Raw genomic sequence first — 12588 nt, 5'->3', positions numbered from 1 at the left:
CAGGAGGTCAGCTGATCTCCCATGAGGCGGATCTTGAGTGTATTCCACTGTCCTTCTTTGAGGACCAGCTCCTTTTCTGCCTCGGGTTTCACCAGCCAGCCGCGACCGTAGGATTCATATACCCCTCCCGTGTGTTTTCCCCTGGGGGCCACTTCTACCTGCCAGCCGCTTACCTTGGTGCCGTCTACGGTCGACCGCACAAAGACCCCGCTGTTGCCGTCGGCCTCCTGCAGGAATTCCAGGCTGAGCTCAAAGTCCTTGTAATGGTCATTGGTGGCCAGGTAGCCATACTGGGCGTCGGGGCCGCTTTCGGAGACCAGGAGGCCGTCTTCCACATACCATTTTTCGGTGCCGTAGATCGTCCAGCCGTCGAGGTCATTGCCGTTAAAAAGTTCCTTTTCCTGGGCAGTTACGCCCGTTATAATGAAAAAGACCAGTAAGACATATAATTTTTTCATTCCAGGTGTATTTTAGTTAAACCACTGGTTCCATGGGATCCGGCTCAGGATCAGGACCAGGCCGAGGCCATAGAAAATGGCGATGCTTTTGAATTTTTTCTTTCCTTCCATGAATTTCTTATGGCGGGACCAACCTATGGTGATGAGCACAATAGCGATGATATTGATCAGTGGGTGTTCCAGGGCCAGGAGCCGGGCCGCCGCGTTCATATTGCCCATAGGCACATTCATCAGGGCGTTAAGCCCACTGGCCGAAAAGATATAGACCAGCAATCCCAGTACCAGCTGGATATGACTCAGGATCAGGGTAAAAAGACTGAGGCGGTAGTCCTTCTCCAGGGTGAACATTCGGTTGCCCATCATGCCAGTGATGGCATTGGCCACCGCCAGGAAAAGGATCAGCAGGACCACGTAGGCCAGGTAGGAGTGTACGTTTTGTAAGAGTTCCATAGATGTATTTTTGAAATTTAAAAGTAAGGATTTTTACCCATTAAAAAACCCCGCATAAAGCGGGGTTTTAAGCTATAGTTTGATATCACACTAATTGAAGATATACCTTAGTCCGATTTGTGCCTGCCACCTGGAAGATGCCAAGCCAAAATCATCTATCTCAACCATATTGGCAGATCCATCCGCATTCACTATTCCATCGTTGATTTCGAATGCAGGTGTAGATCCGGTTGAAACCGTCGTAAGTGGCGAGACCTCGCTTCGGATAAACCTTCGCTGACCCCACTCCTCATTCAGGAAGTTCGTGAAATTGAACATATCTAAAGAAATCTGGAAGGTGTGATTTTTACCTCCCCAGTCCATGCTGAAATCCTGAAGTATTTTCAAGTCCACAACATGACTCCAGATTCCCCGGGATCCATTACGCTCAGCATATTTACCCCGGTTCTCCCTCAGGTAATCAACACTCTCGATGAACGTATTCAGACGTTGCCATTCTGCAGCCGGGTCATCTCCAACCAGAACAATTTCGTCAGCACTGGCTGGGATATACATCAGCGCATTGTCCCTGGAATCGTCGTTCAGCAGGTCGCGTCCTTCCCTGTATGTAAAGCTATAAGGCTGACTCTGATATCCTTCGTAGAACAGGCCGAAGGTGGTTTTCACATTGTCACTCCATTTCAATTCGTAGGACATATTTGCAGTTATCCTGTTACCGAGAGCAAAGTCAGAACGGGTTACGGGCAACCTTGAGTTCTTTCCGTTCACGGTCTGGATGTTCCTCCACTGGGAACTGTTTTGTGAGGAGGTACCGTCAAAGATCTTGTAAGAATCTCCAAAGGTCCAGGCAATCTGTCCGGCAAACCCGTTTTCGTATGGTTTACGCAGTGAGAAAGTCGTATTATGAGCATATCCGCCTCCAGTGTTAGATGCGAGTATAACACGCCCATATGTATCGTCAATCTCATCCCTCCTGTCATAGAAGGGGCGGTTATCTGCTCCTTCATAAGTTCCAACAGGTCCTCTTAAATTCAGGTTCTCGTAGTAGATGTCCGTAATCACATCGGTATACAAGAAATCTGCGGAGGCAATCAGGTTCCAGAATGGAAGTTTCTGATCCACGGCAATATTGTATTTGATTACCTGAGGTAATTTAAAGTCCTTAGAAATGAGGTCCACATTTCCCCCGGTACCGCCTGAGCCAGGAGCAGGATCTTCGAACTGGTTGTTCACGTTAGGCTCGAAAGGCTGACCGAATTCGAACATGAACCCCCCGGTAATACCATTGTTGTTGTAAGTACCTCCAGGCCATACTAAGGGAAGACGAGAAGTGAAAATTCCTAAACCTCCTCGGATCTGGGTGGTTGATTCACCGTTTACATCCCAGTTAAACCCGAGACGGGGAGCGAACATAGGGGTTGGATCGATTCCCTGCCCTACGCGGGCTCCCTGAAGATTTTTTCCTGCGGCTTCCAAAAGAGGAATCGTCCGCTCGTTGAAATCGTCGTTCACCGCTCCGTCACTCCAGTAGGGTACATCAATTCGGGCTCCAAGGGTCACCCTGAAGTCATCAGACATCTGCACCTCATCCTGAACATAGAATCCGGCCTGGAAGGTGTCGAATTCCGAAGCACCTGCAGACTCATCGCCTGTAACTCCGGTACCCACCAGGGAGTACCCGTGCTGATACACGTCTGCATCCTGCCCTGTAAGGAACTGGTTAAGACCTGATGACACCAGGTTACCAGATCCGTCAAACTGGTCTTCGAAAGTATAGTCTCCATAATTGAATGCGAAGAATAAGTTTTTAATCTTCGCGAATTCAAGGTTGGTTCCCAGGGTCACTGTATGGCGTCCTGCGTAAATCTCAAAGTTGTTTGTAAGGGTGAGCACGTCCTGATCCAGGAGGTTTGCAGTAGAGAATGGCTCGGCTCCGAAAGAGATCGTCCCACCGCCATCCTGGATGTCTACCGTTGGGAATGGATCTCCCGCAGGATCCCTGTCATCCCTTACTGTGGTATAACCCAGTATGAAATTATTGGAAAATTTGTTGCCAAAACGTGAACTCAGTTCAAGAGCGAGAGAATTGGTTTTGGAAACAAAGGATTCTGAACCATTGATAAATCCGATATTTCTGTTACCGGAATTTCGTGCTTCCAGGTTATCGGCAGATGTATATCCGTAACGCAGGGAAAGTTTGTGATCCTGGTTGATGTTCCAATCTACCTTAGCGGTAATACGATCACTTTCTAAAGTTCTGGTATTATTGTCAAAAATACCGGGGTTGTACCCATAATTGCTCTGCAAAAAGCTGCTAAGCCCCTGGAGATCGGCAAGACTGGATCGTCCGGTGTAATTGCTGAAATTAAAAGGTTGAGGAGTTTCATCTTCCTGTCTTTCATAGTTGAGAAAGAAGAATACCTTGTCTTTTACGAGTGGTCCTCCGATTCGAGCTCCGTAAGTAAGAGCAGAGAAATCAGCAAGCTTTTCACGTTCTTCACCATCACCTACTAAACTTGGAGGCGTTTTACCGGCCAGACTTTCATTTCTTACAAAAGAGTATGCCGATCCTTCCCAGTTGTTGGAACCAGAACGTGAGATCGCGTTGATGGAACCTCCTGAGAATCCAGACTGTCGCACATCAAAAGGAGCAATGTTGATCTGGAAGGTCTCGATCGCATCCACAGAAAGTGGATTAACCCCTGTCTGACCTCCATTTGTACCGGATCCTGCAAGACCAAATACATCATTATTTACAGCGCCGTCTATATAAATAGCGTTGTATCTATTATTTTGTCCTGCCAGTGATATGGTAAAACCGTCGTTTCCTTCCGTTACCTGTGCCTGGGGAGTCAGCCTCACAAAATCGGCTATGGATCGGGATGCCGCAGGAATGGTTTGAACCTCTCTCTGGGTAATGGTAGTTTCAGTTCCCGTTTTATTGGCACCAAAAACCCCAGTGGCCGTAGCAGAAAGGACAACTTCCTCAAGAGCAGTTGCAGATTCCGAAAGCGAAACATTGAATGTAGAAGTCCTACCCAGTGTTAAAGTGATCCCATCTTTCACATCGTCAGTAAATCCGATGTAGGAAAATGTGATCTTGTAGGGCCCACCGGATCTCATGTTGGAGATTCGGTAAAAGCCATCAAAATCAGTGGCAGCTCCGTAGGTACTCCCGGTGGGAAGATGGACTGCCACGACACTGGCACCACCCAGAGGCTCGCCAGCGTCATCGACTACCTTTCCGCTGATCGCAGAAGTAGTAACCCCTTGTGAAAAAGCCATTGCCGTGATCAAAAAGGCGGCAAAGGCAACGTAAAGTTTCTTCATAAGTTCTCGTGTTAATTAGTATTTATGCTATCTGCAAAGATGCCGTAAAACAGGCAAAATCACATTAAGACAGCGTTAAGTTAAGGCGAACAAATTTAACATATAATTGGCAAAAAACCTTGCCAACTAACCAAAGAAATAAGCCTGTTCCGAGAATTGCGAACCCGCTCGTTTATTTCTTAAAATATTGCAGTAATTGCGATGTGGAAGAGTCGTGTTTGGATATTTCTGAAGCGGTGATGTCCTTCAGGGTCTGGGAGGCGAGTTGTTTCCCCAATTCCACTCCCCACTGGTCATAGCTGAAGATGTTCCATACCACTCCCTGCACGAAGATCTTGTGTTCGTACAGAGCGATGAGGGCACCCAGGCTCCTGGGTGTGAGCTTGTCGATGAGGAGGGTATTCGTGGGTTTGTTGCCTTCGAAAAGTTTGAAGGGGAGGAGTTTTTCCACCTCCGCTCCGGAAAGGCCTTTCGACTCGAGCTCCGTCCTGACCTCAGCGGCTGTTTTGCCGTTCATAAGGGCTTCGGTCTGGGCAAAAAAGTTGGCCATCAGCTTCTGATGATGGTCCACATTTCCGTATAACGATCTTTTGTACCCTATAAAATCAGCGGGGATCAGTTTGGTCCCCTGGTGTATCAGTTGAAAGAAAGCATGCTGGGCGTTGGTCCCCGGCTCTCCCCAGATGATGGTCCCGGTCTGGTAGGCCACCCTGGACCCATCGCGGGCGGTACTTTTGCCGTTGCTCTCCATGATCCCCTGCTGGAAATAGGCAGAGAACCTGCTCAGGTACTGCGTATAGGGGATGATAGCCTCGGTCTCTGCCCCGTAAAAATTGTTATACCAGATGCTCAACAGAGCCAGGATGACAGGGATATTGTCACTAAACGGAGCGGTTCTGAAATGGGTATCCATGTCCCTTGCCCCTTCGAGCAGTCCTTCGAAATGGTCGGGGCCCACTGCCAGTGCGATGGACAGGCCCACAGCACTCCAAAGAGAAAATCGGCCCCCTACCCAGTCCCACATAGGGAATACATTTTCAGGAGCTATCCCGAATTCCCTGATCTTCTCGGTATTGGTTGAAACGGCCGCGAAATGTTTGGCGATATCCTCAGAAGCCGCATGCTGCAGGAACCATTCCTTGATGGTGAGCGCATTGGTCAGGGTTTCCTGCGTAGTGAAGGTCTTGGAGACCACGATGAATAATGTGGTCTCTGGGTCTACTTCCTTCAGGACCTCCTGTACGTGGTCCCCGTCTATATTGCTGACAAAATGTGTATTGAGATGGTTCTTGTAGTATTTAAGAGCTTCACATACCATGACCGGACCCAGGTCGGAGCCACCAATCCCGATATTGACCACGTCGGTAAAGGCCTTGCCGGTATACCCCTTCATCTTTCCGGAAATTACCGCTTCGGAGAACTTGCGGATATGATCCCGGACCTCATAGACTTCGGGGATCACATTTTCGCCCTCCACGTAAATCTCTTCATTTCTCCCGGCCCTCAGTGCTGTGTGCAATACCGCTCTTCCTTCGGTCTCATTGATGGCAGCCCCTGAAAAATATTGCGCCAGACCATCCTTGAGTTTTATCTCTTCCGCCAGGGAAAGCAGGAGATCCATGGTGGTATCATCCACCCTGTTCTTGGAATAGTCCAGGAAAAAGTCATTCCACCCGATGGAGTATCGCTTCGCCCGACCGGGATCTTTTGCGAAAAGGTCCTTTAGGTGAGCCTCTTTTGTTTTCCCGTAGTGTTCAGTTAATGCTTGCCAGGCTTTGGTAGTGGTTGGATCGATCTTCGCTAAGGACATCTTAAGGATTAAGTGTTAGGAGTTCATCAGTGGGTTCACCGGGGAATTCTATACAATCGAGTTGAGTCTTCACAGGCTCCATATAGTCGTAATAGGCCGGCCTGAGCACTTCAGCAAGGGGTTCTGCGGCCGGCAATTCCTCCCTCAGGGGATCTACCTGTCGGCCGTTCTTCCAGAAGCGGTAACAGACATGTGGGCCTCCGGTGTTGCCGGTCATCCCGATCCAGCCGATCACATCGCCCTGGCGGACATACTGCCCCTGCCTTACATTCTGGGCCTTCATGTGCAGGTACTGTGTGCTGTAGGTGCCGTTGTGGCGTATTTTGACATACTTTCCATTGCCGCCCCGGCGGGTGGATTCCGTGACCACCCCGTCTGCCGTAGCCAGGATAGGGGTTCCAATGGGTGCCGCATAGTCCGTGCCTTTGTGGGGCCTGACCTTGTAGCCGTAATACCGTATCCTTCGCTTCAGGTTATACCGGGATGAAAGCCTGCCGAATTTTAAAGGAGCCCTGAGGAAAGTACGCCTCAGGTTGTTGGCTTCCTGATCGTAATACTCTTTGATATCCAGGGAGTCATTGTGATAGGAAAAAGCGTAAAAAGGTTCCCCCTTGTGTTCGAAAAATGCTGCCTTTATGGGTCCGGCCCCGGCGTAGATACTGTCGTTTATGTATTTCTCATCGTAGATGATCCTGAACTTATCGCCCGCGTCGAGCTTGAAGAAATCGATGGTCCAGGCGTAGATCCCGGACAGCTCGTTCACCATGAGGTAATCGATATTCTGCTGCACGATCACATCGGAGAGGGAGCCTCCCCTGGGTATGATACCGGCGGCCTCCCTTTCTACCAGCTTTACTTTCTTTCTGCCCTTGTATGCCAGCACGGTATCCCTGAAATCCACTACGGTGTAATTCACGGGATCATTCTCGTAAATGAACAGCTGTGCTACCTCTGAGGTGTCTTTGGACTTCAGGATAGTGTATGGATTTCCGACCCTAATCCGCCTCACGTCAAAAGTATCCTTGAACCTTTGGGTCAGCTCGTAGATCTTCGGGTAATCCACCTTGTTCCTGGTCATGATCGCACCGAAGATATCCCCTTTCCTGATGGTATCCTCCACCACGGTAAAGTCGGACAGGTCAAATCCGTATTTCTCTATGGGCATGACGGCTACGGACCGTGAATTTTCGTCAGTAAGGTCGGCTTGAGAAGTAGCCTGCTTGTCCTCCCCACAGGAGGACATCAGTACGCATGCTAAAAAGAGGCCCCAGTATTTTCGCATTGTCGTTATGTGATTCTTTCGGGATTAAAAAGGTGGTCTACCCATTGTTTTCCCCAGTTTTCCAATTCTTTTCCGGTGTGCAATTTCGGAAAAAACACCACTTTTTGAAAGCTGGGCGGCAAATATTCCTTCCAGTTGGTACCCCCTGTAGCCTCAATCGCTTTGTCTCCTCTGCTGAGATAGCGGTAGGCCGATCCCATATGCATCAGCGGCCAGTTTACGTTGGCATTGAGGTCCATCTTTCTTAACGCATCTTTGAGGGCTTTATTATTCCTGCTTTCCTCCGGTAATTTGAGGAATTTATGGTAGATGGTATTGCCTTCGACCTCCCTGGCGATCCTTATAAATCGGGGAGTATAGCGATATTCGAATTGCTTTAAGGTAAGCGTTTTTTCTCCGGTCTTCACATCGGTGGCCCCTTTCTTCCAGTAGATCTTCTCATAGAGTTCCTCAATGCTGTTCTTCTCTGAAATATCTGCCCGGTCTGATTCGTGTACCAGGTTTTCGAGAGGTGTGGCATAGATCTCGATCATGCGGTACTGGGCCGACTGGAATCCGCTTGAAGGGAGGAGCGCCATCCGGTAACGCAAGAACTGCTCCCGCTCCATGCCCGTGATCATGATGCTGAAGGAAGAGATCAGGGCCTTGTAATAATTATTGATGCGGTTGAGCTTTTCGATAAAAAGCGATACTTCCTGCGACTGGTCATCGACGATCTGTTTTTCCTCGTGAATGATGAGCTTAAAGTACAGTTCCGTAATCTGGTGGTACATGATAAAGATCTCCTCATCCGGGAAGTAGGTACGGGGTACCTGCAGGCTGAGAAGGGTGTCCAGGTGGATATAATCCCAGTAGGTGAGGTAACGCTGATAGAGCAAACCATCGAGGTAAGAACTGAGGTCCTGGCCCGAGTCCTTGTATTTTTCCGCCAGTTTCGCAATCTGTGCGTCGATCTGCTCCTTTTTCTTCATTGGTATGGTTAGTCCATTATGATCTTGAACTGGTGTTTCAGACCGTTGTAGCCATCCAGGTCGGCTTTTAGCGACCCTACAGCCAGATCGGCCTTGATCCTTATGGGGATCAGGTTGAGGTCATTAGAGACCCAGAGCGTCAGGCTCTCCTGCTCCTTGAATACCCTCCCCGCCTGAACATAAGGCCTGAACATCAGGCATTCCACTTTTCCGAATTTGGTCCTCAGAATCTCCTTTCCCAGGAACTTTAGCCTGAACTTGAAGATGCCGTCATCGTCATACAGCATATTGAGCTGGATCGATTTACCGATCTCAAGGTCTTCCGGCCGGTAATTGTTCCTGAGATAGTAAAATCCGGATACCAGGTCCTGGATATTGTTCTGCAGGTCAAAATTAAACTTTTTATCGTTCTTCTTATCGTCGAGAAGGGCTTCCTTTTTCTGATAGTCGAAGTTGATCTCGATATCTTTGGTATATCCCCCTTCATCTATCTTGCGAATAAAACGATAGGGTTTGCCGTCTTCCATATCGAAATAACTCTCATAGGTATCATCCACCTTAAAAAAGATGCTGGCAAAGCCCGTGGTCTTTCCCCTTCCCACCACATGATATACGGGTGTATCCCGAACGCTGTCTGTCTTCACATGCAGGGTAGCATAACTCGCGTTCAGGAAACCGTAATGTATCCTGAACTTGAGCCACTCCCCGGGTTTGAAAGCCTCGTGTATATTCTGGCCGTACACGACACCCTGGAGCAGGAGTAAACAGATTAGTACCTTCTTCTTCATCGTAAAATTTGGTCAAAATTAGCAAAAGCAGGCCTTGGGCCACCTCCATAACGTCAATAAAACAACTTTTATTCCAAAAAAGTACAGGACAAAAAAAGCCCCGACGGGCGTCGGAGCTTTTTCCTAAATAACCAACCAAACTTTAAATTATGAAAAACCAATACTTAAAGTTATAAGGGAACCACCCCTTATGCTTACAAATGTAGTATAACTAAATGAAACTGCCTTTCGTTTTAACTTTATTTAACGAGAGTCTTAACAAGAGATTATAAAATCTAACGTCTCTCGCTAAAAAAAGTAAGGACAACCTACAACGTCCCCCTGGACTCCTGTTCCCGTTCTATCGCTTCGAAAAGGGCCTTAAAATTGCCTTTGCCGAAAGACTTGGCGCCTTTCCGTTGAATGATCTCTATGAACATGGTGGGCCTGTCCAGGATGGGCTTGGTAAAGATCTGCAATAAATACCCTTCATCATCCCGGTCTATAAGAATGCCGAGATCCCTCAGGGGCTCTAATTTCTCATCGATCTCGCCTACGCGGTCCAGGACGTCCTCGTAATACGTAGCTGGAACTGTGAGGAATTCCACTCCCCTGTCCCTTAGCGCACTCACGGTTTCTATGATGTTATCTGTGGCCAGAGCCATGTGCTGGACACCTGCGCCATTATAGAACTCAATATACTCCTCGATCTGTGATTTCTTTCTGCCTTCGGCAGGTTCGTTGATGGGGAATTTGATCCGGCCATTTCCATTGCTCATCACCTTGCTCATCAGGGCCGTGTATTCCGTACTGATATCCTTGTCATCAAAAGAGACCAGTTGTGCAAAGCCCATTACATGGGCATAAAACTTACACCACTTGTTCATCTCATTCCACCCCACATTGCCTACCATATGGTCAATGTATTTCAAACCCACATCCGATGGGCGGTAATGTGGGTTCCAGGGCCTGTACCCCGGCATAAAGGCGCCTTTGTATGCGCTCCTTTCCACAAAGATGTGAACAGTCTCCCCATAGGTGTGAATCCCTGAGAGGACCACTTCCCCCTCTTCATCCTTAAGGGTCCTGGGCTCCATATAGGATTCCGCACCCCTTTGAACGGTCTCGTGATAGCTTTTGGTCGCGTCGTCTACCCAGAGGGCAATGGCCTTAACCCCGTCTCCGTGGAGGTCGATATGCCGGTTGATATCCCCTCCTGATTTCAGGGGAGACGTAAGCACCAGCCTGATCTTGTCTTGCTGTAAAACATAGGAGACCCTGTCCTTGAGGCCTGTCTCCAGTCCGGCATAGGCGACGGGCTGGAAGCCCCATGCCGACATGTAATAGTGGGCCGCTTGCTTGGCATTGCCCACATAAAGTTCAACGTGGTCTGTGCCCAGCAAGGGGAGGAAATCCTCTGCAGCCGGATTTTCCTTGGGCAGATGTAATGAAGTATTATCTAAAGTAGCCATGTTTGATTTTGAATTGATTCTTGAAAAAATATAATTATCCGGATCTCTGTGTAAAAACAGGATCTTTACCACATGGCCCTCAGGTGGGCTTTGATCTCTTCAAGCTTGTAATTCATAAGAACGCTATATCCCTGCAAAGATCGTAAAAAAGAGGGAAATCAGGCCGGAAGTAACTGTTCAATAAATCGGTTGGCAAAAAGGGCTTATCAAAACCAGTATCCCAGGGAAATAAAGAATTCTCCGTCACCGGTCTCGGGCGACCAGGAATAGAGGAATTGTACCGGTCCGAAGAAGGATTCCCATCCATATCCCACTCCATAACCCGTGTAATCAGGAGCTGTGAACCATTCCCCTGTCCGGAAGATATCGTCCTCCACGTTCGCAAAATTGGCAGCGAATAACAGGTGGTTCTTCGGACTGATCTCATAGTCTAATTTGAGAAAGGATTTCACATAGCTGTTCCCAGGAAGGCTCAGGAAGTCGTAGCCCAGAAAAGACTGAAAGTTATTGAGGGGATAACTGCCAAATCCCCCCAGCACGAAATCAAAGGAGGTGACCCTGGAGGTTCCCAGTTTGAACCCGCCTTCATTCACAAAATTGACACTAAGATTTGGGAAAAGAGGAAATGCTACCCCAATAGTCGCTTTGCCAACGGAAAAACTTTTGAAATTATCATTGAAATCGGATGACCAGAAATACAGGTGAAAATCCCCATTGAAATAAATACCACGTGATGGAAAATATTTGTCATCATAGGTGTCCAGGATCAGCTTGCCATAGGTAGAGAGGTAGGTTCCCTTCTCAAAAAAGGTCACATTCCCCGCGTCGATCGGGGAGGGGATGGAATCGTTCCCCTGTTCATTCAGGGTTGTGGTGCTGTAACGGAGTTCTTTGTGCTCTGCCCCGATCTGAAAGGCAAACTCCTCTTGCAATACCGTTTGCAGGTAGATCTGATTGGTGAAGTCGGTTACCTTTAAATTGATATTGCTGACATTGCTGTTGATCGGTACCTCGTAGTTAGATTCCAGCACCCGGTAATCGACTTCCTTATCAAACTCGTAGAAGCTAGAATTGATCCCATAACTCCAGTAGGATCCTTTGTCTACGTAGTATTGAAAATTGTAGCGGAGGTTATCTCCCAGAATCAGGTCGAGGGAGGCCACGTCGTCCCGGAGGAAGACGTTCTTCCCAGTGAGGTTGATCAGGGCCGCACTTTTGTAAAGGTTGTCATAATGGGCGGATATACGGAGAAAGGTCTTGTCCGGGCTCTCCGTAAGGGTCATGACCATATCCTGTTCCAGGCCGTTGGAGGTAAGCTCGTATCTGATGGTCTTGAAATTGCCGGTGGCCACCAGGTTATTGATCCCCTCCTGCAGCCTGGTAAAACTGACCTTTTCATTGAGGTTGACCCTCAACTTTCCTTTGATATAACCCCTGGAGAAATTCGTGTCCCCTTTTAGTACCAGACGGTTGATGACCAGTGAATCCGGTAGGATGATCTCAGGCCGTTTTTCAGGAGGTGCCCCCTGCCTGGAAGCGAGCTCTTTTAATTCCTGCAGGTGTCTGCGGGCCACCTCTTCCCCCGTGTTGATGATGGTGTCCTTTCGCTGGAAATCGATGACGGAAAAATTATCCATATCCGGTTTGATATAGACATCGGTCAGGGCCGATTTTCGTGCCATATCCTTGATGGTCCTGAAATTGTTGATCTGCAGGAGGATCTCTGTGGCCGATAAGAGATCAGACCTGTCCCTAAGGCCGTGCTGCACATCCACTCCAATAACGACATCCGCTCCCAGCGCCCTCAGTTCCTCCACAGGATAATTGTTGAGTACGCCCCCGTCTATCAATACCTCCCCATCCACCTCTGATGGCTGGAAAAGGGAGGGGAAGGTGCCACTGGCCAGGATAGCCTCCGGGAGGTATCCCTTGTTGAGCAGGACCTGTTTTCCGGTTTCCACATTCGTGGCAATACAGAAGAAGGGGATCTTGAGATCATTGAAGTCCCTGATATCTTTTACGTGATAAAGCATACGAACCAGGGCGTT

At 48.5% G+C, this 12588-nt stretch carries 9 protein-coding genes; all 9 read right to left on the bottom strand.

The window, feature by feature from the left end; genetic code table 11:
* A partial coding sequence (locus ABYP73_RS06325; protein ID WP_372973784.1) for a DUF1080 domain-containing protein occupies positions 1 to 458 on the bottom strand: 458 nt, incomplete at its 3' end.
* Between the two features lie 12 nt (positions 459 to 470).
* The gene (locus ABYP73_RS06320) at positions 471 to 908 is read right to left on the bottom strand and encodes a hypothetical protein (protein ID WP_372973783.1); all 438 of its coding nucleotides are present in this window, start codon (positions 906 to 908) and stop codon (positions 471 to 473) included.
* 90 nt (positions 909 to 998) lie between these two features.
* Entirely contained in the window at positions 999 to 4238 is a 3240-nt protein-coding gene (locus ABYP73_RS06315) for a carboxypeptidase regulatory-like domain-containing protein (RefSeq protein WP_372973782.1), read from the bottom strand.
* Between the two features lie 172 nt (positions 4239 to 4410).
* Positions 4411 to 6048, bottom strand: a complete 1638-nt coding sequence (gene pgi / locus ABYP73_RS06310; protein WP_372973781.1) for a glucose-6-phosphate isomerase — start codon at positions 6046 to 6048, stop codon at positions 4411 to 4413.
* Position 6049: 1 nt separating this feature from the next.
* Complete coding sequence (locus ABYP73_RS06305) at positions 6050 to 7330, bottom strand: peptidoglycan DD-metalloendopeptidase family protein (RefSeq protein WP_372946118.1); 1281 nt, start codon at positions 7328 to 7330, stop codon at positions 6050 to 6052.
* Between the two features lie 5 nt (positions 7331 to 7335).
* Positions 7336 to 8301: a tryptophan 2,3-dioxygenase family protein gene (locus tag ABYP73_RS06300; protein ID WP_372973780.1), complete on the bottom strand. Its 966-nt coding sequence runs from the start codon at positions 8299 to 8301 to the stop codon at positions 7336 to 7338.
* Between the two features lie 8 nt (positions 8302 to 8309).
* Positions 8310 to 9089 (bottom strand): DUF3108 domain-containing protein, encoded by a 780-nt coding sequence (locus ABYP73_RS06295; protein WP_372973779.1) that lies wholly within the window; start codon positions 9087 to 9089, stop codon positions 8310 to 8312.
* Between the two features lie 308 nt (positions 9090 to 9397).
* Positions 9398 to 10540 (bottom strand): 4-hydroxyphenylpyruvate dioxygenase, encoded by a 1143-nt coding sequence (gene hppD, locus ABYP73_RS06290; protein WP_372973778.1) that lies wholly within the window; start codon positions 10538 to 10540, stop codon positions 9398 to 9400.
* Between the two features lie 206 nt (positions 10541 to 10746).
* Positions 10747 to 12588: patatin-like phospholipase family protein (locus tag ABYP73_RS06285; RefSeq protein WP_372973777.1), on the bottom strand; the 1842-nt coding region annotated here is incomplete at its 5' end.

The sequence above is a fragment of the Muriicola sp. genome (assembly GCF_041567615.1).
Classification (GTDB): Bacteria; Bacteroidota; Bacteroidia; order Flavobacteriales; family Flavobacteriaceae; genus Muriicola.
The sequence above is the reverse complement of the archived record's forward strand: the minus strand, read 5'-3'. Positions and strand labels throughout refer to the sequence as shown.

Coding starts and splice junctions, on each gene's coding strand:
- ABYP73_RS06320 (WP_372973783.1), bottom strand. CDS start 908: ATGGAACTCTTACAAAACGTACACTCCTACCTGGCCTACGTGGTCCTG.
- ABYP73_RS06315 (WP_372973782.1), bottom strand. CDS start 4,238: ATGAAGAAACTTTACGTTGCCTTTGCCGCCTTTTTGATCACGGCAATG.
- pgi (WP_372973781.1), bottom strand. CDS start 6,048: ATGTCCTTAGCGAAGATCGATCCAACCACTACCAAAGCCTGGCAAGCA.
- ABYP73_RS06305 (WP_372946118.1), bottom strand. CDS start 7,330: ATGCGAAAATACTGGGGCCTCTTTTTAGCATGCGTACTGATGTCCTCC.
- ABYP73_RS06300 (WP_372973780.1), bottom strand. CDS start 8,301: ATGAAGAAAAAGGAGCAGATCGACGCACAGATTGCGAAACTGGCGGAA.
- ABYP73_RS06295 (WP_372973779.1), bottom strand. CDS start 9,089: ATGAAGAAGAAGGTACTAATCTGTTTACTCCTGCTCCAGGGTGTCGTG.
- hppD (WP_372973778.1), bottom strand. CDS start 10,540: ATGGCTACTTTAGATAATACTTCATTACATCTGCCCAAGGAAAATCCG.